The 22367-nt window shown below is 63.0% G+C and carries 21 protein-coding genes and 3 pseudogenes; 17 read left to right on the forward strand and 7 right to left on the reverse strand.

Annotation, left to right across the window (positions count from 1 at the left end):
• The 5 genes from OSH12_RS25570 to OSH12_RS25590 all read left to right on the forward strand — a co-directional run.
• On the forward strand, positions 1–804 hold an 804-nt coding region (locus tag OSH12_RS25570; RefSeq protein ID WP_266346477.1), incomplete at its 5' end, for a TonB-dependent receptor domain-containing protein.
• A 48-nt stretch (positions 805–852) separates the two neighbouring features.
• Positions 853–1455, forward strand: coding sequence for a biliverdin-producing heme oxygenase (locus tag OSH12_RS25575; protein WP_266346478.1), 603 nt, complete (start codon positions 853–855; stop codon positions 1453–1455).
• A gap of 208 nt (positions 1456–1663) precedes the next feature.
• The gene (exbB, locus tag OSH12_RS25580; protein WP_323180738.1) at positions 1664–2848 is read left to right on the forward strand and encodes a tonB-system energizer ExbB; all 1185 of its coding nucleotides are present in this window, start codon (positions 1664–1666) and stop codon (positions 2846–2848) included.
• Between the two features lie 5 nt (positions 2849–2853).
• Positions 2854–3333 carry a TonB system transport protein ExbD gene (gene exbD / locus OSH12_RS25585; protein WP_266346479.1) on the forward strand — a complete coding sequence of 160 codons (480 nt, stop codon included), beginning with the start codon at positions 2854–2856 and terminating at the stop codon, positions 3331–3333.
• Positions 3330–4262 carry an energy transducer TonB family protein gene (locus OSH12_RS25590; protein WP_266346480.1) on the forward strand — a complete coding sequence of 311 codons (933 nt, stop codon included), beginning with the start codon at positions 3330–3332 and terminating at the stop codon, positions 4260–4262. The genes exbD and OSH12_RS25590 overlap by 4 nt, the downstream gene beginning before the upstream one ends.
• Positions 4263–4488: 226 nt before the next feature.
• Here OSH12_RS25590 and OSH12_RS25595 read toward each other — a convergent pair whose 3' ends face one another.
• From OSH12_RS25595 to OSH12_RS25605, 3 genes are all read right to left on the reverse strand, one after another.
• Positions 4489–8100, reverse strand: a complete 3612-nt coding sequence (locus tag OSH12_RS25595; RefSeq protein ID WP_266346481.1) for a TonB-dependent receptor domain-containing protein — start codon at positions 8098–8100, stop codon at positions 4489–4491.
• 230 nt (positions 8101–8330) lie between these two features.
• Positions 8331–9284 carry a FecR family protein gene (locus tag OSH12_RS25600; protein ID WP_266346482.1) on the reverse strand — a complete coding sequence of 318 codons (954 nt, stop codon included), beginning with the start codon at positions 9282–9284 and terminating at the stop codon, positions 8331–8333.
• Between the two features lie 133 nt (positions 9285–9417).
• On the reverse strand, positions 9418–9930 hold the full coding sequence (locus tag OSH12_RS25605; protein ID WP_266346483.1) for an RNA polymerase sigma factor: 513 nt from the start codon (positions 9928–9930) through the stop codon (positions 9418–9420).
• A gap of 562 nt (positions 9931–10492) precedes the next feature.
• Between OSH12_RS25605 and OSH12_RS25610 the strand changes: the two genes are divergently transcribed.
• Positions 10493–10864, forward strand: coding sequence for a hypothetical protein (locus tag OSH12_RS25610; protein ID WP_380224766.1), 372 nt, complete (start codon positions 10493–10495; stop codon positions 10862–10864).
• The gene (locus OSH12_RS25615; protein WP_266346484.1) at positions 10818–11303 is read left to right on the forward strand and encodes an LLM class oxidoreductase; all 486 of its coding nucleotides are present in this window, start codon (positions 10818–10820) and stop codon (positions 11301–11303) included. The genes OSH12_RS25610 and OSH12_RS25615 overlap by 47 nt, the downstream gene beginning before the upstream one ends.
• Here the strand turns inward: OSH12_RS25615 and OSH12_RS25620 are convergent.
• Positions 11300–11500 carry a hypothetical protein gene (locus tag OSH12_RS25620; RefSeq protein ID WP_266346485.1) on the reverse strand — a complete coding sequence of 67 codons (201 nt, stop codon included), beginning with the start codon at positions 11498–11500 and terminating at the stop codon, positions 11300–11302. The genes OSH12_RS25615 and OSH12_RS25620 overlap by 4 nt on opposite strands.
• 401 nt (positions 11501–11901) lie before the next feature.
• Here OSH12_RS25620 and OSH12_RS25625 point away from each other — a divergent pair.
• The 5 genes and pseudogenes from OSH12_RS25625 to OSH12_RS25645 all read left to right on the forward strand — a co-directional run.
• A pseudogene (locus OSH12_RS25625) lies at positions 11902–12122 on the forward strand (aldo/keto reductase); the annotation flags it as partial.
• A 263-nt stretch (positions 12123–12385) separates the two neighbouring features.
• On the forward strand, positions 12386–13228 hold the full coding sequence (locus tag OSH12_RS25630) for a MipA/OmpV family protein (RefSeq protein WP_266346486.1): 843 nt from the start codon (positions 12386–12388) through the stop codon (positions 13226–13228).
• A gap of 77 nt (positions 13229–13305) precedes the next feature.
• Entirely contained in the window at positions 13306–14037 is a 732-nt protein-coding gene (locus tag OSH12_RS25635) for a response regulator (RefSeq protein ID WP_266346487.1), read from the forward strand.
• Complete coding sequence (locus OSH12_RS25640) at positions 14037–15413, forward strand: sensor histidine kinase (protein ID WP_266346488.1); 1377 nt, start codon at positions 14037–14039, stop codon at positions 15411–15413. Before OSH12_RS25635 ends, OSH12_RS25640 begins: the two co-directional genes overlap by 1 nt.
• Before the next feature lie 118 nt (positions 15414–15531).
• Positions 15532–15651, forward strand: a pseudogene (locus tag OSH12_RS25645) (IS630 family transposase); the annotation flags it as partial.
• Between the two features lie 135 nt (positions 15652–15786).
• On the opposite strand, the gene OSH12_RS25650 reads toward OSH12_RS25645, so the two are convergent.
• Positions 15787–16683, reverse strand: a complete 897-nt coding sequence (locus OSH12_RS25650; RefSeq protein ID WP_266346496.1) for a LysR family transcriptional regulator — start codon at positions 16681–16683, stop codon at positions 15787–15789.
• Positions 16684–16795: 112 nt separating this feature from the next.
• On the opposite strand from OSH12_RS25650, the gene OSH12_RS25655 reads away from it, so the two are divergent.
• The 5 genes from OSH12_RS25655 to OSH12_RS25675 all read left to right on the forward strand — a co-directional run bounded on the left by OSH12_RS25655 (position 16796) and on the right by OSH12_RS25675 (position 20181).
• The gene (locus OSH12_RS25655) at positions 16796–17473 is read left to right on the forward strand and encodes a DsbA family protein (RefSeq protein ID WP_266346489.1); all 678 of its coding nucleotides are present in this window, start codon (positions 16796–16798) and stop codon (positions 17471–17473) included.
• Positions 17470–17961 carry a GlcG/HbpS family heme-binding protein gene (locus OSH12_RS25660; protein ID WP_266346490.1) on the forward strand — a complete coding sequence of 164 codons (492 nt, stop codon included), beginning with the start codon at positions 17470–17472 and terminating at the stop codon, positions 17959–17961. The genes OSH12_RS25655 and OSH12_RS25660 overlap by 4 nt, the downstream gene beginning before the upstream one ends.
• A 59-nt stretch (positions 17962–18020) precedes the next feature.
• A complete protein-coding gene (locus tag OSH12_RS25665; RefSeq protein WP_266346491.1) occupies positions 18021–18809 on the forward strand; it encodes a dioxygenase family protein in 789 nt (262 codons plus the stop codon).
• Between the two features lie 75 nt (positions 18810–18884).
• Positions 18885–19781 carry an MBL fold metallo-hydrolase gene (locus tag OSH12_RS25670; protein ID WP_266346492.1) on the forward strand — a complete coding sequence of 299 codons (897 nt, stop codon included), beginning with the start codon at positions 18885–18887 and terminating at the stop codon, positions 19779–19781.
• Between the two features lies 1 nt (position 19782).
• On the forward strand, positions 19783–20181 hold the full coding sequence (locus OSH12_RS25675; protein ID WP_266346493.1) for a nuclear transport factor 2 family protein: 399 nt from the start codon (positions 19783–19785) through the stop codon (positions 20179–20181).
• Positions 20182–20313: 132 nt separating this feature from the next.
• On the opposite strand, the gene OSH12_RS25680 is transcribed toward OSH12_RS25675, so the two are convergent.
• Positions 20314–21369 carry an Atu2307/SP_0267 family LLM class monooxygenase gene (locus OSH12_RS25680; protein WP_266346494.1) on the reverse strand — a complete coding sequence of 352 codons (1056 nt, stop codon included), beginning with the start codon at positions 21367–21369 and terminating at the stop codon, positions 20314–20316.
• A gap of 585 nt (positions 21370–21954) precedes the next feature.
• A pseudogene (locus OSH12_RS25685) lies at positions 21955–22367 on the reverse strand (hypothetical protein); the annotation flags it as partial.

The raw sequence follows: 22367 nt of genomic DNA on the forward strand, positions 1-22367 counted from the left end.
AATGACGGCTTCGCGCCGATCATCGCGGCGACGATCGAGCCGATCCAGGGCCTCGAGTTCTATGCCCGCTATGCCGAGGCGATCCGCGCGCCGAGCTTGTTCGAATCGACCACCGGCTTCTCGTTCAACGTTGATCCGCTGACCTCGGTCGTGCCGGAGCACGCCCGGAACACCGAATTCGGCTTCAACATGCTGCGCAACGACGTGCTGACGGCGGGCGACAAGTTTCGCCTGAAGATCTCGCATTTCAACAATGACGTCGACGATTACCTCACCCGGACGAACTATCCGGCCGTGACCGTCCGCAACATCCCGAACGCCACGTTCGTCGGCTGGGAAGGCTCGGTTGGCTATGACGTCGGCTGGGGTTTCGCGGAACTGTCGGGCACCTACTACACCGACGTGAATTTCTGCGCCTACGAGACCGGTGGCAGCCTGGCCTGCCGCCCGGCCGGCGTCCAGAACGGCTACGCGCAGTTGCACGTTCCCCCGAAGAAGAGCGGCACTGTCACGGCTGGCGTGCGCCTCCTGGATGGCGACATCGAGGTCGGCGGACGCCTGACCTACATGGGCGATCGCGGCACGACCACGACCAATGCGGACACGGGCGGCTACACCACCGTGATCAACTGGGAGAAATACACGCTGGTCGACCTGTTTGCGTCTTACAAGGTGAACCAAAACGTCACTCTCGACGCGGCCATCGATAACCTGACGGACGCCTATTACATGGACGCGCTTACCCTCGGATTGATGCCTTCGCCGGGGCGCACCATTCGAGCCAGCTTGACAGCCAAGTTCTGATCTATACCAAGGCGAGAAAGTCAACTTAATGGAAAGACCCACCCGACCATGAGCGAAACGATGGAACAGGTGAAGCCGCTGGAGACGAGCCGCGCCAAGCTGCTGAAGGCGGAAACGACCGAGACGCACAGCCGGCTGGACCAGTCGATCATGGCGGGCCGGCCGTTCGAAAGCCGCGAACGCTATGCGCTGTTCCTGACGGTGCAGCATCAGTTCCATCGCGATATCGACGCGCTCTACGCCAACCCGGCTCTGGATCGCCTGCTGCCCGACCTCGCCGGCCGGCGCCGCTTCGGCGATGTCGAGCAGGATCTCGGCGATCTCGCCGTCGCGGTTCCGACCGCCGCAACGACACCCGCCTTCGACGGCAATGCCGATATCCCGACGGCGCTTGGCTGGCTCTATGTCGCCGAGGGTTCCAATCTCGGCGCGGCCTTCCTGATCAAGGAAGCTGCCAAGCTCGGCCTTTCGGAAACCTTTGGCGCCCGCCACCTTGCCGGCGCGCCGGAAGGCCGTGGCCTGCACTGGAAGACGTTCACGGCGGCGCTCGACTCGGTCGACCTCGACGAAGCCGAGGAAGCGCGCATGATCGAAGGCGCCAGGGCCGCGTTCCGTCGCGTGCATGGTCTGGTGACGGACGTTTTCGCCTGACATCCGCAGGCGCGGCGCGCCAAGGCGGATCACGGCTACGACCCAAGGCAGCGATGGGCGTCACGCCCGCCGCTGCCACGAGTATAGGCACCCAGGGCAATCGCCCGTCGGCACCCAGAATCCTGTCGTCTCGGATCGCGACGGCCCGGCCGCATAAGGCCGGGCCGGAGCTGGACCGTGCCTGTACACTCTGAGCAAGAGATCTGATATGCCTCACCCGACGCAGCCCGCCGCAGCCACCGCGATCGCCCAAGGGAAACGCAAGGTCGGCGGTCTCGGAGGACTGGTACTGGCGGCAACGCTGATGATGCAGGTCGGTCTCGCGCTCGCCCAGGACGCGGGCACGGCGATTCCTGCCGAAGCCCCCCTGGCGACCGAAGCGCCCGCCGCCCCGACCACTACGCCCGCTGCTGGCGAGCCGGTCACCCAGCCGGCCCCGGCGCCCGCTCCCGCCAGTTCCGCACCGAGCGAAACGGCGCCACCTGCCTCGGGTGAGGTCGCACCGACACCGTCCAGCCCCGCCGCTGCGCCGTCCGACAATGCTCCGGCCTCCGTCGCGCCGTCCGACAATGCTCCGGCCCCCGTCGCGACGCCGCCCACGGTCGCCGCAGAGCCTGCACCGACCCAGGCCGAGCCGGCTTCGGCGGCCGACATGCTGACGCAATTCCTCTCGCCCGAACCCCGCAGCGACCTGCCGCACAACCTGTCGCCCTGGGGCATGTTCATGGCGGCCGACTGGGTGGTGAAGGCGGTGATGATAGGCCTCGCTCTGGCCTCGCTGATCACCTGGACGATATGGCTGTCGAAGTCAGTCGAGATCGCCTGCGCGCGCGCTCGGATCCGCCGGGCGCTGTCGACCATCCAGTCCTCATCCAGCCTCGCCGAGGCCAGCCGCGTCCTTTCCGGCCGTGGCGGTCCCGCTGCCTTCATGGTGCGTTCGGCCGAGGATGAGTTGCGGCAATCGGCAATCGCGCTCAGCTATGCGGGCGATGGCGGCGTCAAGGAGCGGCTCGGCTCCAGCCTGGCCCGCATCGAGGCCCAGGCCGGCCGGCGCATGTCGAAGGGCACCGGCGCGCTGGCGACCATCGGTTCGACTGCGCCCTTCGTCGGTCTGTTCGGCACCGTCTGGGGCATCATGAATGCCTTCATCGGCATCTCGGAATCGCAGACGACCAATCTCGCCGTCGTCGCGCCCGGCATCGCCGAGGCGCTGCTGGCTACCGCCATCGGCCTGGTCGCGGCCATTCCCGCCGTCGTCATCTACAACGTCTTCGCCCGCTCGATCACCGGCTACCGCCAGTTGCTGACCGACGCCGCCACCGGCGTCGAGCGCCTCGTCAGTCGCGATCTCGATTACGCCAAGGTGCCGGTCAACGCCCGGCTGGCGGGGTAACGGACATGGCCGGAGGCATCCGTCAGCGCGACAATGGCGAGCTGGAAGAAAACCACGAGATCAACGTCACGCCGTTCATCGACGTGATGCTGGTGCTGCTGATCATCTTCATGGTGGCGGCGCCGCTTGCCACCGTCGACATCGACATCGACCTGCCGGCCTCGACCGCGCAGCCGAAGGAGCGTCCCGACGAGCCGCTCTATCTGACGCTGAAGTCGGACCTCGCGCTGCATGTCGGCAATGATCCGGTCCAGCGCGAGGCACTCGCGGCAGCGCTCGATCGCTTCACCTCAGGCGACAAGGAGGCCCGCATCTTCCTGCGCGCCGACGAGGCGGTCGCCTATCGCGAGCTGATGGACGTGATGAACCTGCTGCGCAAGGCGGGTTATCTGAAGATCGCGCTGGTCGGACTGGAGGTCCTTCCCGATGCGACGGCACCGGACGGCGACGCCCCGGCGCCCGCGACAGGGCCGGTCGAACCATGATCGACTGGGGCCGGTCGATCGGTCGGGGTGCGCGGATCGGTGAAACCCTGCTCTGGACCTCCGCGGCGCTCCTCGTGCTGACGGCTCATGTCGGCGCGGCGGCGTGGCTGATGCGCGAACCGCCGGTCAGCGCTGCTGACTCGGCGCCGCCGCCGGCGATCATGATCGAGCTGGCCCCAGAGCCGGAAGCCGTGGTCACCGAGAAGACCGAGATTTCACCCGATCCCGAGCTTGCGGCGGAAATCGCGCCGAACATGGCCGAGCCGATCAAGGAGCCGACGCCGGAGGAGATTCAACCGGTCGAGGAAAAGGTCGTCGAGGCCGTGCAGCCCGAGGAGGTCGTCGAGGAGAGGACCGACCCGGTCGAGGAAATTGCGGAAGTCGAACCGGTGGTGGACGAGATCGAGCCGGTCGAGGACGAGACCGAACTCGACAACATCGCCGTGCCTCTGCCCGCGCCGCGGCCAAAGCCGCCGGTCCGCAAGGTGGTCGAAGACGCCCGGCCGAAGCCGCCCAAGGAGCAGGCCAAGAAGCCGCCGCGCCAGGCGCCCTCGGCTTCCTCGAAAGCGAGCGTCGAAGCGGCGGCCCAGGTCAAGCAGACCAACCGCACGGCGGCACGGCAGTCGATGAGCGGGCTGTTTTCCTCGTCGATGACGCCGGCCAAGTGGCAGTCGCGGCTGATGGCGCATCTCGAGCGCCGCAAGCGCTATCCGGCTGGATCGAGGTCGAGGGGCGAAACCGGCATCGTCACCGTCCGCTTCACCATTGACGACGGCGGCAACGTGCTGGCCGTGGCGCTCGCCGGTTCGTCGGGATTTCCGGAGCTGGACCAGGAAGTTCTGTTGCTCCTGCGCCGGGCCTCCCCCGTGCCGCCACCCCCGCCCGGCGTCAAAAAGACCATCACGGCGCCGGTCCGATTTCGGCCCTGACCCCGCGGCTTCGCTAGCGTGCTTTCTCGGCCATCGAGTGGCTAGCTTTCAGGTCGGCCGACGCTGGACGTCAACTCGACTGCGCGAGCAGCATTCACCATAGATGCGTGGGGCTCAGGGCGCATTTTCAGTCGATGCATTGCGGCCCGCAAATGCCCCATGGGGCGGCGTTTCGGCCGCACCCGAGGCGTTCGCAATACGGATGCTTGCGACAGCGGCGACCCGCTCAAAACCGGTAGTTCAGGCCGATATTGATGGTATGGATGTCGAACGAGTTCGATGCCTTCCGGCCGTTCTCGACGTCGTAGGTGCTCTCGTGGTCCGTCGTTTCATAGATCGGAACCTCCATCGCGCGGCATCGGGAATGAGGCGTCGCGCGGGTGCAGAGCGGATGGTCGGGCGCGAGGAGCGCTGGCTGGATCTCCGTGCCGACCTGGTTCATCTCGGTGTAGGCTGAGCCCACGCCGGCGCGTGCCGTATCGAAGCTGAAGCTCCTCTTGCCGAAATGGCTATAGCCATAATTGCCGCTGATCGTCCATCGATAGTTGATGGCATATTCGACGCCGGTGCCCACCGTGTAGCCAATCCTCGTCTTGGATGCCTGCTCGACGGATGCGGCGATCGTTTCGGTCCCCAGCGACGAGGAACTGCCGTTGCTGGACTTGTACTGCTCGCGTGACTGGTTTTCCTGCGCGAGCGTCAGGCCGGCGGTGCCATACAGCATCCAGCGGTCACCCGCGGCGTAGCCCAGGCGACCCCGCAGGCTCGATGTCCAATCGATGTCGTAATAGGTCAGCGCTTGCGCAGCCCCCAGTGCGCCGAGACCGCCCTCGGTCGAGACGGCCTTCTGCTTGCCGTTCATCCAGGTCTTGCCCCAGTCCATCTCGACGCCGAGCACCACGCGGTTGTCGAACTGCCAGTTGTAGCCCGCCTGTACGCCGAAGACGCCGCTGTTGAGTCTGAGGTCCGCCGATTCCGTCGCGGCGGTGGCGTCCGCGCTGCCATCGCCGGCGGTGGTGGTGCCCTTGATCTGACCGAAGCCGCCGCCCGCATGCACGCCGGTATAGAGACCGGACCAGTCGCGGGCGCCAGCGGCATCAGCGTTGCCGCTGAGCGCGGACGGCAGGCCCGGAAACTTCTGGTCGCCGCCCAGCGTGCCGCTCAGGCTCGCATAGAAGGTGCGTCCCGGTCCCGGCTGGGCCACGAGGCCGAGCGGATCGATGTAGTAGCGGTCGAACAGGTTCTCGACCCGGATCGAGGCCGTCACGCTGTCGCTCAGCTTGTATTCGGCGAAGACGTCGACGAGCGTGTAGGGATCCCAGTTGATCGGCGCGATGAACTGCTGCGCGCCCTGGGCGGTGACGTCACCATGACCGATGGCGCGCGGGCCGATATGCGAGACGCGGCCGCCGACCGTCAGCCGGTCCTCGAACAGCTTCTGCGACAGGGTCAGGTCGATCGCATATTCGGGCTGGACGTGGTTGGTGGCGTAGTCGGCATAGAGGGACTTGCTGTCGCAGCTGTCGACCGTGCGGCAATACTCGACGTCGAGGAAGTAGTTGGCGGCGAGATCGGCCGTGAAGCCGCCGATCTCATATCGGCCCGCGAATTCGAGGCCCGAGAACTTGGCCCGGTCGATGTTGCCGATGTTGAGCGCGAGGGCGTTGGGGTTGCTCGGGTCGACGATGATCCCGCGCGCGATGTAGTCCTTCACGTCCCAGTTGAAGTAGCCGAGCTTCACCATGCCCTTGTCGTCTTCCGTGAGGACGCCGCTGCGGCGGAGATTGGCGCCGACCTCCCAGTTGCTGGAGCGCTCCGGCTTCACCCCGTCGTTCGCGACCATGCTGTTGAAGGCCGAGACGGATTCGATAATGCTTGGAGCGCGCATCGCGTTGGAATAATTCGCGTAGAGCTGGGCGCCATCGAACGGCTCGACGACTACGCCGACCGAGGGGCTGAAGCCGCCCGCGTCAGTGGTGTAGCCGAGCACGACGCGATCGTTGGTGACCTGCGTGCGCTCATAGGGATCGACGCGGTCCTTCGACCAGAAATGCGAATAGCGCAGGCCCGCGTTCAGCGTCAGCCAGTCGGTCGGCATGTAGGCCGCCTTGGCGAAGCCGGCGACCTCGTGGCGGATGCCGTCGCGCGGCGTGAGCCAGCCCTCCAGCGCCGCCGTATGCAGGCTCCCACGGGTGTCCTCGCCTCGATAGGAAACGCCCGTGGTCAGGTCTAGGTCGCCGTAGTCGAAAGAGAACTTCGACAGGTTGCTGACATCCATGCCCCACATGTCGCTATCCGAGCCGACGCGGAAATCCGATCCCAGGCCGAGCGAGTCCGGGGTCACGCCCCAGCGGCCACCTCGGATGGGATTGCGCTGCTCGAGATGGCTCCAATAGGCGTTGGCCTTGAGGTCGAAAAGGTCGTTGTCGGCCGGATTCCAGCGGTAGCGCGCGCTGAGCGTGTCGAGGCTGGTGCCGGTTGTATTGGCCTGCTGCACGGCCTGGCCCATCGAGCCGGCAAGCGCCGAGGCCATGCGGTCGCCCGCCTCGGCGCGGTAACCGGTGTAGCCGAGTTGAAGCGTGTGGTCGTCGCCGAAGCGCGCGGTCATCTTGGCGAGCCAGGATTCGGTGTCGAGCTCGGTGTTGAGCACCTCCTCGCCGGCGCGATAGTTGGCGAGGCCGCCATTGATGACGTAGTCGCGGTAAAGGAACTCGGGGGGGCATACGCCGGACGAGTAGCAGAAGGGTCGCTGTCCCGTGCTCACCGGCTCGGCCGCCGCGCCATTTTCGCCGGCGAAGTAATTGCCCTGGCTACGTCGCGCATAGCCGGCGAGCAGGTCGATGTCCTCACCCTTGTAGGCGGCGACGACACTGCCCGAGCTGCTGGTCGGCGACAGGAAGGAGGGACGGTCCATGCCGGTCGTGGACGGCGTCGCCGAGCCGTAGCCGCTCGTCGGGTCACTCCAGCCGAGCGGATTGGTGAACAGATAGCCGGCCTTGTTGCCCGCCACAGGCGAGGTCGTGTTAGTGCCGAAGCCGCCCTTGACGCGGATGGCCCAGGTTTCTCCCGACTTGACGATGTCGTCGGCGTTCAGCGTGCGCATCGCGACCGAGCCGGCATTGCCCCAATAGGACGCGTCGGCCCCCTTCTGGATATCGATGCCCGCGATGAAGTCAGGATCGACATAGGTGCGGTTGGAGATGCCCTGGTAGCCCTGATAAATCGTGACCGCGTTCTCGGCGCCATCGACCGTCGTGGTGACGCGCCCCATGCCTTGCAGACCGCGGATGTTGACGTCGATCGAGCCGGCGCCATTGCGAGCCTCGCCGGACATGACGCCCGGCGTGCCGCGGAACATGTCGGCGGGGCTCGAACCCCGGAAGCGTTCGATGGCCTCGCCCGAAACGAAGGTGGTCGGCGCCGCGGTCTCGAACGGGCTGTAGACCGAGTTCTGCCCGCCGCCGCTGACGTCGATCGTGTCGAGGAGGAGCGAGCCGTTGGCCGCGGGCACGCTTCCAGAAGCGGTAGCGCCGCGGCTCGTGATCGTGACGGTCCGCGTATCGGTGAAGCTGTAGTCGAGGGCGGTGCCGGCAAGCAGGCGTGACAGCGCCTCGGCCGGCGTCATCCGGCCAGATACGCCCGGTGTGGTGCGTCCGCGTACCAGGTCCGCCGGATAGAGCAGTTGCAGGTTGGATCGATCGCCGAAACGGGAAATAGCGGCGCCGAGCGAGCCGGCGGGGATGGTATAATCGATGGTCGTGCTGGCCTGCGCCTGCGCAGGCGGCATCTGGCCGGGCGCCCCGAGGATTGCCGTCGACGCCAGAAGCACCAGGGCCATACCCCGAACTCCGGTGCGCCGGGTCTGGGCGCCATAATCGAAATTGCTCGCCATAATGCCGTACGATCTCCAATTCCTGCATCGTCGGGCAGGCGCGAACGCACCTGCCCGACGCAAAGACGGATCTCGAGCGGCAGCACCTCACCATAAACATGAATTTTATTATCAGGTTTCTTCCGCGCGACATTTCCGGATGAGGTCCGTTCGACCGCTTTCGGTCGCGGCGGGCCTCAGGCAGGGCGCAGGAGCACAAGGTAGCGCGTCAGCTCGACGGTCCGGACCGGCAGGGTGCGGCGGATCACGTCGAGCACGCCATCGGGGTTGGAGACGTCGAAGATGCCGCTGACGCGCAGGTCGAGCAGGTCCCTGTCGGTGACGCGGATCATCCCCGGGCGGTAGCGGCTGACGTCGGCAAGCACCTGGGCGAGCGGGCGGTCCTCGAAGATCAGCTTGCCGCGCCGCCAGGCTGTCTCGGATTCGACGTCGGCGAGTTGGACTGCACCGAGCCCCTGCTGGTCGTAGGAAATATTCTGGCCGGCGCCGACGATTGCCTCGGAACGATCTGGCGCGCGGACCGTAACCGCACTCTCCTGCACCGCGACCGTGACCGTGCCGGCCCATTCGTGCACGACGAAGCGCGTGCCGAGTGCCGTCACTTTGCCGTCGCCGGCGAGGACGCTGAAGAGGCGGCTCGTGTCTGGCGCAACGTCGAAGAAAGCACGGCCGCGCAGCAGCCGCACATCGCGCGTCCGCGCGCCGAAGTCGAGTGCGAGGGCAGAATCGGCATCAAGCTCGACCGATGATCCGTCGGAGAGGCTGATATTTCGCAGCTCGCCGGTTCCGGTCGCATGGTCGGCGACGAGAAAATCGGGCGGATTGGCGATCACGACGACGCTGGCCGCGGCGAGCGCGGCCGCGCCGCCCGCGAGGAACGCCCGGCGCGAGGTGACGGCAGGCCTGGCTGGACGACGCGCCGCGCTGCGGCGTGGATCGGGCACGTGGTCGAGATCAGACCAGACGCCGGCAAGGCGCTCATATTCGGTCCGGTTGCGATCGCTCGCCGCGAGCCAGCTTGCATGGACGGCGCGGTCGGCCGTCGTCGCGTCACCGGAATTACAGCGCACGAACCAGGCCAGGGCTTCCTCACGGGCGTTGCTTTGGCTGTCGTTGTCGGCTCGCATCATCCAGGCCACTAGCTAGAACACGTTCGGGAACGGGTCGCATGCACGCAAAACCCAATTCCCCGCATAGAGACGGATCCGGGCGGGCAGCACCTCACCCCATTTGTGAAAAAAATCACGGCGGCTGTCCGGACTGTCACTCTATGAGGTCGCCGAGTCGGTCGCGACAATGGGCGAGCGCCTTCATGACCAGCTTCTCGACGGCGCTGCGCGTGATGCCGAGGCGTTCGGCAATTTCGGAATGACTGAAGCCGTCGAACTTGTGCAGCAGGAACACTTCCTTCTGGCGGGCCGGCAATTCGGCGATCGCCTGCTGGAGTAGGGTTAGACGCTGCCGGTAGTCGACGATGGCCTCCGGCGAGGGGGAATCGTCGGCCGGATCGACATATTCGTCGCTCGAGAAATAGCGCTGCCGCGACTGTCGTTCGCGCAGATGGTCCAGCGCCTGGTTATCCGCCATCCGGTAGAGATAGGAGCGCGCATTGTGAATCTCGGCTCCTGCCGGAATTCTTTGAATGCGCAGAAACGTGTCCTGAATCACGTCGCCGGCATCCGCGTCGCGTCCTAGGCGCCTGGTGACATGCCTCAGAAGTTCTGCATAGCCGGAGAGGAAGCCGCTGCGAATACTATTCTTGGGATCCTCGGACATCTATTTGGAATAGTTCTATAAATCGGCAACGGATGCTTGATGGTCTGGTCCGTAATACAGATATTTCGTTGCAAATTGCAATCGGTGATGATCAGAGATTGGCCCATGTTGTGCAACCTGGCTGAATCGGTGTTTGAGCGGCAGGCCATTCCGCTGGCGTGGCTCGTGGCCTGCGATGAGGGTTGGATCGAGGAGGGCAGTGTCTGTCACTTGGAAGTGCAGGGGAGATAGCCCCGTCGAAGCCCCGCACGATGCACGTGCCTGGCCGCCGCTGTCACCGTGAGCGTAGGTTCGAATTCCCCAGCCAGTACAACAATGTGCTGCCTATCAGAATAATATTCTGGTTGAGATGATGGTATTGGAATGCAAATTCATAGGTTAATTCAACAAAATTGACCTGAACGAATGGATTAGTCCGTTCTGAATCAAAAAAATGTCACGAAATGCACCTAACTCGACAATTGGATACGTCGACATTTGAGGTGGGTCACTTAGTGTTCCGGCCTGTTTCCGCTACATGCGAAAATACGCAAGGCCAGTCACAATCTGTAGGAGAATATTTATGCATCGCAGGGCATTTCCGAAGGCTGGTGTTGCCGGCGCCGCGGCTTCAGCCGTCCCCTTGTGTGCCTCGCGTGCGCTCGCCGAAACGGCCGCTGACGCCGCGCCGGCTGACCTGTGGTCGCTTGCGGGCAAGACCATTGCCATCAGCATCGTCGGTACGGACCACTTCTTCGATCTCAAAGCTTATCAGGCGCAGATCGCCGAGGTCGAACGGCTGGGCGGCAAGGTCATCAGCCTCGACGCCGGCCGCAACGATCAGAAGCTGGTATCGCAAGCACGCAGAATACCGCCGTTACGCCTCGCGCGAAGGCGCCCTTGTGTTGATGTCGGGCTGGACCGGCGTCGATTTCAGCCGCTTCGCACCGGATGATGTGTTTGAGCATGTGGAGAGCGAAGCGATCCGGACGGTCGTCGAGGCTATGAGTTCCGCCGATCCGTCACGCTCCTGGACGGCGGGCGAGATTGCCGACTGGTGCGGCATCGGCGGTCTCAGCCCGGTTTCCGTCCGCAACCCGGTCGAAGTTGCCGATGAACTCGCGGGCTGGGCCGCCGACACGGGCGTTGATGGCTTTAACCTCTCCTACGCTGTGCTCGACGCCGGATTCCGCGATTTCATCGATCTCGTGGTGCCGGAACTGCAGAACCGAGGCCTATACAAGGAGCAATACGCGGAGGGAACGTTGCGGCAGAAGCTCTTTGGCGCCGCAGCCGACTGGCGCTTCCCCATCCGGCGGCCGCCGTGCGCGACCAATCCAAGTCAGCGCGGAAGGTGTCGGCATAGTCGGCGCTTAATGGCGGCCCTCCACTAGCTTACCAACGCGCGGTTCCTGAAGCTGGCCCCGACGTTCTTTTCCAAGGCGCACTTGGTCAAAGCCGCTTGAATGTCCGATTTCGGATCCCCGTAGGCCACGCACACGGGAAAGATGCGGGATAGGGCAAGATCAACGTCGAGCATGCCATGCGCTGCGTCGGCTTGCATCACTTCGTCGAGCACTAACTCGATCATGAAATTGGACACCGCACCAATTTATCACGGACCGCCATCAATAGGCCCCGACCGCACTTGAGCGCAGGCTTTGTGCTGATGGCGCGGGTGCCTATCCATTTGACAGCACTCCCCAGGTGGGAAGCTTTTTCCGACAGCCGCCGCCATGGGCGACTGAGGACGTCGACAGAGTCAGAACCGCAAGGCGGCCAAGATCATTGATTTTATATCCCCTCCCATGCCCGGCAGTATCAAAGTAGGGGCCTATGAAAGTGTCCAGTCTCATGCCTACTGGACATCAGCCTTTAGGGTCACTGTTGGTAAGAGTGGTCAACTGCCACCAGTTCGCTGTGACCCAGAACCCGCTCTGATAGAGTTCGATTGAAGCAGTTTTCCCGCTTATCGAGTGCGCGAGTTTGGGGCCGCAAATCGCCCTCAATTGGCTATTCGGCAGGCCGACAGTCTCTACGATCATCATTGGGGTGCGAAACGAGGAACGGCTGATTCAAAACTTGGGTACGATCTGTTGGAGTCTGATCAGGTCTCCCACCTTGGCAGCGCCAGCGAGGTGCGCCCGCCCTATCCGATCTGGCACCAGCGCGAAGTCCCGCACCTGAACGAGCGCGATACGCCTTCAGCATAGTCTAGCTACGTGGCGCCTGACCGCTCCGCATAGTATGGCTTATAATAGAGTGCCGGGGAGATTTCATCGGTCAACCCTACCGGTCTTTTTCTCCCTAGGTCAGACCGACAAGCCCTAATTGCCCGCTAAACGCTTTAGGTGAGTGATTGACGTAATATATCGAAACATTTCAAAATCCTTCCCAACGTGCGTCTCGGAGATAGTCCGGTAAGAAAAGCGTTCGCCCTTCGAGCGCGATCTTTTTCCTCGGAGTACGGACGCCGATGTCCCTGTCATTCACGATCTTCGCTCGCATGATCACGATGCTGGCGGGGGTAGGATCTCTCTTGACTGCTCCGGCAGCTGCGGCGGATCTCTTCACGCCCGACTTGGTCGGCCCTGCCGCCACGGTCGACCAAGGCCGATTTGGCTATTTCTCGGACAACTTGGCGAAATGGAATGTCGTTCTCGGCGCCGGTGCGATGATCGCGCCTAAGTTCGAGGGCTCGAAAGAATACAAGGTGTCGCCTGTGCCCTTCGTGTCGGCCAGCTTCGGCGATCGTGTTGTTGTCGACCCGCGCGGCTTGACGGTGAACATCTATAAGACCCATGGCTTCAGCTTCGGTGTTCGCGGCGGCTATGATCTGGGGCGCAAGGAAGACGATTCCGATCATCTGCAGGGCTTGGGTGATATCGACGCTGGCGGCGTAGTTGGCGGCACGATTGCCTATGAACTCGGTGCTTTCGAGATTTACTCCTCGCTGGAGAAGATCATCGGCGGCAGCGACGGGATGGAGGCAAAGCTCGGAATGGATGTCTTTCAGCGTCTCGACCGCTTCGTATTCCGCTCGGGTGTATCCGCCACCTGGGCCGACAGCAAATATATGGAGACCTATTTCGGCGTGGCGCCTGAGCAGTCGGCGAACTCGGGGCTGGCGGTCTACCAGGCCGGGGCCGGCTTTAAGCGTGTCGATCTCGAGGCGTCCGTCACCTACATGGCGAGCGAAAACTGGATGGTGCGCGGGCAGGCCGCCGTCGGATATTTGCTTGGAGACGCAGCCGACAGCCCAATCGTTCAGGATAAGCTGCAGCCCTCGGCCATGTTGATGGTAGGCTATCGCTTCTAGGCAAGACGCGAAGGTCGATCGCGATACATCCTGCCCGATCTGATCCCAGCCCGAGCATCGAGGCCTCATCTCCCGCCATGGTCCAGCAATCGTCTCCCGAACTCGCTTTCAGGATCCTGCTCGTCGAAGACGATGCTGAGATTGCGGCAATGCTGGCAGAGACTCTCAATGAGAGCGGCTATCGAGCCTTTGTCGCCGGGTCGGGTCTCGAGCTGGACAAGATGCTGCATCTGCACAATTTCGACCTGATCGTGCTGGATGCGATGTTGCCGGGCGAGGACGGATTCAGCATCTGTCGTCGTCTCCGTACCAAGTTTACGACGCCGATCATAATGCTGACGGCGCTGGCGGACGACATCGATCGTATCATCGGGCTGGAGTTGGGCGCGGATGACTATGTTACCAAGCCCTTCAACACGCGCGAGCTGATGGCGAGGATAAGGGCTCAACTGCGCCGGGCCGCCTATGGTTGGGGCACCCGCGCCCAGCAGGACATTGTCATCTTTGCGGGCTGGCGCCTCGACGTCCTGGGCCGCCACTTGCAGGATCCAGGTGGCGTGCGCGTCTCGCTGACCAGTGCGGAATTCGAGATACTGCACGCTTTCTGCCAGAATGCGGGTCGCGTGCTCTCACGCGAGCAACTACTCGCCATGACCCATGCAGGGCTTGCCGGGCCGGTCGAGCGCAGCGTCGATGTCCACATCAGTCGTGTGCGGCAGAAGATCGAAATCAATCCCCGCGAGCCGGCGTTCATCAAGACGGTGAGGCTGGGCGGCTACATATTCACGCCGATCGTCGAGCGACTTTGATGTGGCGCGCTGCGCGGCTGCGCATGAGTTCAATCCGCTGGCAGATCGGGGCGCTTTCAACCATACCGATTTTCATTCTCTGTGTGATCGTGGTGGTTGCCGAATCGACCAGTGTCGGTCCGAGAAGCCTGCGCTCGGAACCCATGCTCTCGGCCTCCCGAATCGAAACAGTCTACGATCAGGTCCGCCACGCGCAAACGCCGCAGGAAGTCGGCGCGATACTCGACACCATGACTCGGATGGGGCTTCCTGCACGTATCGTATCTAGCGCAACAATCGCTCCGCACCCGATCGAAGGCGTGCCCGGGGAAACCGGCTCCAACATTCTACGCGGCCTTCCAACGGCACTCGGCGCGGTCGTCAGTGGGCCCGTCGCCGGTTCGGACAATGCTCTCAACATCGTCATTCCCCTCGACGCTCGCGAAAGCCTAGTCTTTTCGCCCGAGGGCGGTTCAGGGGCAGGATTCTACCTGACTCGGGCGTTCACGATTACGACCCTCTTCGTCCTCTTCTCGCTGCCGCTGCTGTTCGTCACGCTCTATGCCGGACGGGCCATTATTGCGCCCCTGACCGATGTTTCGAATGCCTTGCAGACGCTGAGCCCAAAGGATGGCCCGGAGCGTCCGTTTTCCGAGCGCGGCGCCCATGAAATCAACAATCTGGCCCGTGCGCTCAACGATATGCGAAGCCGGGTAAGGAGAATGATCGACGATCGCACGCGCATGCTACGGGCGATCAGCCATGATCTGCGGACGCCGCTGACGCGCTTGCGGTTGCGCATTGAGCGATCGAATCAACCCGAGCTGCGAGATGCGATGTTGAAGGATATTGCCTCGATCAGCGCTATGATGGAGGAGACGCTCACGTATCTCGCCGATGACGTCGCCGTCGAGCCCACCGTCCGCGCTGACTTGCCGAGCCTGATCGAAACCGTGTGTTCCGATTTCACGGATATCGGTTTCTCGGTTCGCTATGATGGACCTGCTCGTTTGACCTATTGCTGCAAGCCGCTCGCGTTAGGCAGGGCCATCACCAATCTCGTGGACAATGCGACCAAATTCGCCAAGGCGGTCGAAGTGCATCTGTCTGTGCATCAGGGGGGAGCGCGGATCGAAGTTCGTGACAACGGCCCTGGCGTGCCGCCTTCGCTGCATGGAAAAATCGTCGAACCGTTTTTTAAGGTGAATACGGCGCGCCCCAACATCGACCAAGGCGGCTTCGGACTAGGTCTGTCGATTGTGCGGGATATTGCTCACGCTCATTCTGGTACCTTGGAATTCGCTGGCAATTCACCTCATGGGCTCATTGTGATCATGAAGCTGCCAGCCCAGGATCGAGCGGGCAATCAGCAGTCGCCTCCTCCTAGGATCGGGTAACCTCGCCGTCCCGGGGCTAGTGGTACTGGAACGGCTGTTTCGTTGGAGCGAGATTGCGATTCAAGATGAGGCTGGGCGGAGGGCGCCAGCATCTAAGGTCTGACCTCTTTCAAATGTTCTGCGTGAGCGAGTGGTTGCGGCGGTTCAGGCTGGCGAGACGAGCCGGGCGGTTGCGATCCAATTTGGAGTCGCGGTTTTGTGAGTGGTGAAGTGGTCGCAGCGACAACGGGCGCCGGGTTAGGTGGCGCCGGGCAAGATGGGCAATTGACCAGCCCCTGGACGCGGGTGTTCCCGGATACTGCAGCTTGTAAACATTGAAGGATGTTAGACATCATCGGCCTTTGTGCGGGATACTGTTTCAGCGGCGGAAGAATTACCGCTTCAGCGCCTCTGTCAGCATGGCGACAAAGGCGGTGACTTTCGGCGGGCGGAAGCGGGCCGCGGGATAGACCGAGTAGACGGCGCCAGACGGCAGCCGCCAGTCCGGCAATATTCGAACGAGCCGTCCATGGGCCAGGTCATCGGCCACCAGAAAATCCGGCAGGACCGACATTCCGCCGCCCTGCAATACGGCTCCATGGACCGCGGGCGTGGTGTTGATGGTAATGACGGCCTTGAAGCGAACCGCCTGTTGTTCCGTATCGCCGCGTGAAAAAGACCACTGCAGTGGCTCGCGGAGTGCGGTGTTGGCGATAAAGGGCAGGAGGAGAAGATCCTTCGGCTCACCCCGTTCGGCAATCCGAAGGGCAAAGTCGGGTGCGCCGACCAGAACCTGATGAAAGAACCCGATCCGCCGCGCCTGCTGGCTCGAATCGGCCAGCCAACCCACGCGGATAGCCAGATCCAGATTGCCTGCCACCAGATCAAGCGTCTCGTCGCTCAGGCGCAGCTCTACTTTGCAGGCCGGGTAGCGCGCGGTAAAGGCAGTGACCAGAGGCACGATCACCGATGTGCCGTAGTCATAGGGCGCCGTGATCCGGAGCACGCCCTTCGGCTCGGCTCTCGCGTGGGCGATCTCCGCGAAGGCCTCGTCGGCTTCGCGCAGGATCCGCACGCAATGTGCATGAAGCGCGAGCCCCTCTTCGGTTGGCTGGAGGTGCCGCGTGGTGCGCACTAGCAAGGTAGTGCCAACCTCCTGCTCGAGCTTGGCCACCTGTTGGCTCACCACGGCCTTGGTGATGCCTAGATGGGTTGCCGCGCGGGTGAAGGAGCCTGCATCGACGACGGCCGCAAAATAGGCGAGGCGGTTCAGATTGGTAGCTTGAAGCATCCGGTCAAACTCCAGGGATAACTGTATGCTTTTAGCATACAGTCTGTCGCCTTCGCTGATATTTTCGTCCGGATAAGGGTGTGCCATCTATGGTCCAAGCAAGGAGTTGGACATGATCGACAAACCCCTGATCACCTATCTCTTCGACCCACTCTGCGGTTGGTGCTACGGCGCTTCGCCGGCACTTCGCCGGCTCGCCGCGCATCCGGGCATCTCCATCGAACTCGCTCCTACTGGCCTATTCTCTGGCCTTAGTGCACGGCCGATGGATAGCCAGTTTGCTGCTTATGCGTGGTCGAACGACCAGCGCATTGCCGAACTCTCGGGGCAGCGATTCAGCGCCGACTACCGTGAGAAAGTCCTTGGCCACAATGACGGCCGGCTCGACTCCGGACCGGCCACGCTGGCGCTGACAGCTGTTGCACTGACGCAGCCTTCGCGGGAACTGGATGCACTCCGGCTCATCCAGGAGGCGCGGTATGTCTCGGGTCTTGATGTGACGGATAGGAGCGCGCTTGGCGCTATTCTGACGAATGCCGATCTTGGAGCTGCCGCGGGCCGCTTTGCCGCTCTTGATAAGCAGCTACTCGCCGAAAACAGCCGTCGTGTAGAAGCGGCGCGGGCCGCCATGCGCGCGTTCGGAGCCCATGGCGTCCCGGCCTTGCTCGTCGATGACCGGCAGGGACGCCGTCTGATCGAGGCGAATGCCTTATTCGCCAATCCGGCGTTGCTCGACAACCTCGCGAGTGTAGCCGCCCGAACCGAGGCTCATGAAAGGATCCAGCCATGATGATCAGTCCAAGAAGATATCTCGCTATTGCCCTGCCTCTGCTTCTCGCCAACATGCCAACAACGGGCTTTGCCCAGAGCGTGCCCTATGGCACGCCGATCAGCATCGAGCAGGCCAAGCAGGCGGTGAAGGCTGCTGCAGCCGAGATGCACAAGCGCAATCTGGAGATGACCATTGCAGTGGTCGATTCCGGCAGCAACCTTGTCTATCTGGAACGCGCCGACCAGGCCGGCATCGGCACCATCGACGCTGCGATCGGCAAGGCCAAGGCGGCCAACGGCATCAAGTCGCCGACCAAGGCCATCCAGGACCTGATCGTGACGCAGAACCAGATCAGCCTGTTGGGTGTGCCGGGCGCGTTTCCGGTCGAGGGCGGCGTACCGCTGATCATCGACAACAAGGTTGTGGGCGCGATCGGCGCCAGCGGCGGCATGCTGCCGGATGACGGCGCGGTTGCGACTGCCGGAGCCAAGGCGCTCCTCAAGTAGCGGGGCGCGTCAATCCAGGCGCACATGACGTTCGATGGCGGATAGGACGGAGAATGACGATGAAGCGAAGAGCCCTGATTGCCAGCGGCGGCGCGCTGCTCGCCACCGCGGCGGTCGGCTTTCTCCCTCTTGCACGCCGGGCGGAGGCCCAATCGACGGCGGGCGGCGCCTATGACTGGCCCATATCGAGCCTTCGCGCGGGCGGGACTGCGGGCGTGCCGACCCAATTTCCGGCGCCGGTCTTCCGTGCCAACCCGCAATGCGTCGTCACGACCGACAAGATCCTCGGTCCTTGCCACACGAACGATGTGCCGATCCGTGACGACGTCACAGACGGCGTGACCGGACTGCCGATGCGCGTCAGCCTGCGGGTCGTCGCGTCCGACACCTGCAAGCCCGTTGCCGGCGCCGATGTCGAGATCTGGCATGCGGACGTTCGTGGCGTCTATTCGGGACGCGCGGCCGCCATGTGCAATCCGGGCGACGAGCCGGCCAAGAACGGCGGCTTCCTGCGCGGACGGCAAATTACGGGGTCGGAAGGCGTCGCAAGTTTTCTGACGATCTATCCCGGCTGGTATGGCGGACGGGCAACCCACATTCATCTGCGCATTCTGGTCAAGGGCCGGGAACTCCTGATCACGCAATTGCTCTTTGACGACGTCCTGAACGATCTCATCTACGGCGAGCACCCCGATTATGCGGGAAGACCGCAGCGCCGCACGATGAACAATGCCGATTTTGTGTTTACCGCGGCCGAGGTCGAACGGTTCATCTTCGATGTCGAGAGGCTCGACAGCGGCATTCTTCAAGCCAGCTACACGATCGGGCTCGCAGGCGTGGCGACCTGATCTTCTCGAAACCGACGGTAACGATACAGAGCCGCCCTGAGTTCGCGTACTGAAACCCATCACCAGGAGAGAATCATGCTTACAAGGAGAACCATCATGACAACGACCCTCGCCGCCGGTGCCGCCGCCTTCCTTGCACCCGCCGGGCTTGGTCATGCGGCCTCCGGGCTGAGCTGGAAGCATTTTCCGGCCGGTGAAAACGGCTTCTACCGCGCGCCCGTTCTGGTCTCCGGCGCCACGGAAGCCGTGCTTATCGACGGCGGCTTCACCTTCCCCGATGGCCGTGCTCTGGCCGAGGCGATCAAGGCGACGGGCAAGAAACTCACCACCATCTATATCAGCCAGTCCGATCCGGATTATTACTTCAGCCTGAAGCCGATCAAGGCAGCCTTCCCCGATGCGCGCGTGATCGCCGCCTCCGATACCGTCGCTGCCATCAAGGCGAGCGTCGACAAGAAGCTCGCGACCTGGGGTCCGCAGCTCAAGGAGAACGGCCCGCAGACACTCGCCGATATCGTCATGCCCGAAATCTTCGACGACAAGACCCTGGCCGTCGATGGCGAAACCATCGAGATCGTCGCGGCCGAAGGCCTCGCCAACCGGCGATATCTGTTCGTGCCGTCGCTGAACGCAGTCTTCGGCGGCGTGATGATCTTCGGCGGTGTGCATGTCTGGACGGCCGACACGCCGACCAAGGAACAGCGCGCGGCCTGGATTGCCAATCTCGAAAAGATCGAGGCGCGCAAACCCACGGTCGTGGTGCCCGGCCATATGACGCCGGCCTTTGCCACCGACTCCTCGAGCGTCGCTTTCACCATCGCCTATCTGACTGCCTTCGAGGAAGAGGTGGCCAAGGCCAAGGATTCGGCCACCCTCAAGGCCGCGATGGAAGCCCGCTTCCCCGGCCTCGGCATGGGCGTCGCGCTCGACATCGGCTCCAAGGTCATCACAGGCGAAATGAAGTGGGGCTGATATGGGCGCGAATCTCGAACTGATCCGCGCCACATACGAAGGCGCATCGGAGGAGAATGGCCGCAATCTGCTGGCCGCTCTCGCCCCCGATGCGACGTGGACCGAAGCCGAAGGTTTCCCCTATGCCGGCACCTATACCGGGCCGGATGCGATCGTGGCTGGCGTTTTCCGCCGCCTCGCGACCGAATGGATTGGCTATCGTGCCGAGGTCCACACTTATCTCGAGGACGGCGCCCGCGTCGCCGCCTTCGGGGTTTACTCCGGCACCTACAAGGCGACCGGCAAGGCCATGCGTTCGCCGTTCGCACACCTCTATCTGGTGAAGAACGGCAAGATAGCGACCATGGTCCAGTACGTCGACACGGCCCTGGTCCAGAAGGCGCTCATTCCGGCTCCGTGAGCCGAGCGCCGAACCACGCCCATCTTCTGCGGATCACCATCGGAAGCGACCGCGATGGTGATCCGTACCATGAGCGTGGCTATGTCACCGGCTAACGACGCCGGCAGTTGGCTTCGGCAAGTTCGGTAAGGATCACGTAGCCCGGTTTGGCCCGGAGAGTGCGCCGTCGCCCACCCTCGGTCGTACTTCTCGCCCGAGGAGCTCGATCGAGCGGATCATCGCCCGCTGATTGCCAGCCGCTGAACTCATCTGGAAGGTCACGCGGTCGATACCGTCCAGATCCTCCGCGGCCTGGCGAATCTTGGCCACCACACTCTTTGGATCCCCGACCAGAAAGGCACCGCGTGGGCCGACCAGTTCGTCGAACTGCGCGCGCGTGGCGGCGGGCCATCCGCGCTCGCGTCCGACCTTAGTAGACATCTCCTGCCAGCCGGGGAAAAAGGCTTCGTTCGCCTCCTGCGCGGTATCCGCGACGAACCCGACCAAATGCAAGCCGACCTTGAGGCTTTCCGGAGCATGTCCCGCCTGCTGGCCGGCCTTGCGGTAGAGATCGATCAAGGGACGGAATCGTCGGATTTCCCCGCCGATTATAGCAACCATCAGCGGAAGACCGAGCGCTCCGGCGCGCGCAAACGACTGAGGCGTTCCTCCGACACCCAGCCAGATTGGCAGTGTCTCCTGTTGTGGGCGCGGGAATACGCCCTGGCCGCTCAGCGGCGCGCGGAACTGTCCGGACCACGTAACGTGGGTGCTCTCGCGCAAGGCGAGCAGCAGGTCGAGCTTCTCCACGAACAGAGCGTCATAGTCGTTCAGATCGAAGCCAAAGAGCGGATAGGCCTCGATCGAAGATCCTCTCCCAACGACGATCTCCGCGCGGCCGCGAGAAATCAGGTCGAGGGTCGCAAACTCCTGGAACACGCGTACGGGATCGGCGGCGCTCAAGACCGTGACCGCGCTGGTCAACCGGATCGATGAGGTTCGCGCCGCGGCGGCCGCCAGGATAACGGCGGGCGCGCTGTCGATGTAATCGCTGCGGTGATGCTCTCCAATGCCGAAGACATCGAGCCCGGCCTGATCCGCCGCCTCCACCTCATCGAGCAGAAAGGCCATCCGATCGGCGTCGCTGATCGCAATCTGACCGTTCGTTCCTGTTGCCGTGGCAGCAAAGCTGTCGATGCCGATTTCCATATTCATTCTCCAGAATTGCGACCCATCACGCTTCTACCCGGGCAGACCGCTGCTCATCATTGTCCCTTTGCGGTCCACCTAAACGAACGGCTGCATCTGGGATTTCGCGGAGCGAGCGCGAGTGGCGGCAATTGGGTGCGAAGCTGCCGTTTGTCCCTGAGTCTCAAATCGACGCCGGAAGGCGGGGCTAGGCCAATTTGGAGGGGATTTGCACAATCTCACCGAGACAGCGAGAAGGAGAGTAGCCTCCTCTCATTCGGCGATCACTCAACCCATTCTCACGCCCGCCAAGGTCGACACCTGGATCGAGCCGCTGGATTTGAGGATGGCGCACCCAGTGCGGAGCTTACCAACGATCCTATGGTCTTGCAGATACCGCCCGGCGCTCTGGGAACATTCGACGACGCCTAGTGGCACCCCGGGCCGGATCGAGCACAAGGTGGAGAGTTTTTGGTTTTGCCGCCGGGTTACGATGGACCGGCACCTCAAGGTGGATTTTATATCGCCCAGTCCCAGACGAACCGCCTCTTCAGCTCCGGATGAGATCGAGGGACGGCTTCGATGTGCCGCCCTCCCTTGCTCGCCTTAGGCCGAAGGATCGCTGCCCCCGGGCGTGTCCTCTTTGGATGGCTTCTTCATCGCGCGAGCCAAAGTCATCGTGATGATCTTTTCGATCTCGGTATCGGACATGAGGCGGTTGTCTGCCTTGCCGCTCGAGTTGAGGACGAGATCCTCCTGCTCCTCGTTAGACAGCCGTCCGTAGCTCGTCAGTGTGGTGTGCGCGGAATTGTGCCCGAGACCCTGGCTCCATGCCTTCGCTACCGCGATAGACAAACCCAGCGAATAAATCAGGCTGACGATCATGTTCCGCGTGCTATGCGGGCTGCAGACTGGCAGGCCGGCCGCGGTGAACGCCGCTTCGAAAATCCGTCCCACGAGCTGCGCGTCCTTCCAGAACTCGTTGACGATGATGCGCCGATTGGGCCCGTAGGTTTTGC

It is taken from the genome of Kaistia terrae (assembly GCF_026344005.1).
In the GTDB taxonomy this organism is placed as follows: domain Bacteria; phylum Pseudomonadota; class Alphaproteobacteria; order Rhizobiales; family Kaistiaceae; genus Kaistia; species Kaistia terrae.

Bases quoted from the DNA above. Each gene is read 5' to 3' on its own strand.
- OSH12_RS25575 (WP_266346478.1), top strand. From the start codon at position 853: ATGAGCGAAACGATGGAACAGGTGAAGCCGCTGGAGACGAGCCGCGCC.
- exbB (WP_323180738.1), top strand. From the start codon at position 1,664: ATGCCTCACCCGACGCAGCCCGCCGCAGCCACCGCGATCGCCCAAGGG.
- exbD (WP_266346479.1), top strand. From the start codon at position 2,854: ATGGCCGGAGGCATCCGTCAGCGCGACAATGGCGAGCTGGAAGAAAAC.
- OSH12_RS25590 (WP_266346480.1), top strand. From the start codon at position 3,330: ATGATCGACTGGGGCCGGTCGATCGGTCGGGGTGCGCGGATCGGTGAA.
- OSH12_RS25595 (WP_266346481.1), bottom strand. From the start codon at position 8,100: ATGGCCCTGGTGCTTCTGGCGTCGACGGCAATCCTCGGGGCGCCCGGC.
- OSH12_RS25600 (WP_266346482.1), bottom strand. From the start codon at position 9,284: ATGATGCGAGCCGACAACGACAGCCAAAGCAACGCCCGTGAGGAAGCC.
- OSH12_RS25605 (WP_266346483.1), bottom strand. From the start codon at position 9,930: ATGTCCGAGGATCCCAAGAATAGTATTCGCAGCGGCTTCCTCTCCGGC.
- OSH12_RS25610 (WP_380224766.1), top strand. From the start codon at position 10,493: ATGCATCGCAGGGCATTTCCGAAGGCTGGTGTTGCCGGCGCCGCGGCT.
- OSH12_RS25615 (WP_266346484.1), top strand. From the start codon at position 10,818: ATGTCGGGCTGGACCGGCGTCGATTTCAGCCGCTTCGCACCGGATGAT.
- OSH12_RS25620 (WP_266346485.1), bottom strand. From the start codon at position 11,500: ATGATCGAGTTAGTGCTCGACGAAGTGATGCAAGCCGACGCAGCGCAT.
- OSH12_RS25630 (WP_266346486.1), top strand. From the start codon at position 12,386: ATGTCCCTGTCATTCACGATCTTCGCTCGCATGATCACGATGCTGGCG.
- OSH12_RS25635 (WP_266346487.1), top strand. From the start codon at position 13,306: ATGGTCCAGCAATCGTCTCCCGAACTCGCTTTCAGGATCCTGCTCGTC.
- OSH12_RS25640 (WP_266346488.1), top strand. From the start codon at position 14,037: ATGTGGCGCGCTGCGCGGCTGCGCATGAGTTCAATCCGCTGGCAGATC.
- OSH12_RS25650 (WP_266346496.1), bottom strand. From the start codon at position 16,683: ATGCTTCAAGCTACCAATCTGAACCGCCTCGCCTATTTTGCGGCCGTC.
- OSH12_RS25655 (WP_266346489.1), top strand. From the start codon at position 16,796: ATGATCGACAAACCCCTGATCACCTATCTCTTCGACCCACTCTGCGGT.
- OSH12_RS25660 (WP_266346490.1), top strand. From the start codon at position 17,470: ATGATGATCAGTCCAAGAAGATATCTCGCTATTGCCCTGCCTCTGCTT.
- OSH12_RS25665 (WP_266346491.1), top strand. From the start codon at position 18,021: ATGAAGCGAAGAGCCCTGATTGCCAGCGGCGGCGCGCTGCTCGCCACC.
- OSH12_RS25670 (WP_266346492.1), top strand. From the start codon at position 18,885: ATGCTTACAAGGAGAACCATCATGACAACGACCCTCGCCGCCGGTGCC.
- OSH12_RS25675 (WP_266346493.1), top strand. From the start codon at position 19,783: ATGGGCGCGAATCTCGAACTGATCCGCGCCACATACGAAGGCGCATCG.
- OSH12_RS25680 (WP_266346494.1), bottom strand. From the start codon at position 21,369: ATGGAAATCGGCATCGACAGCTTTGCTGCCACGGCAACAGGAACGAAC.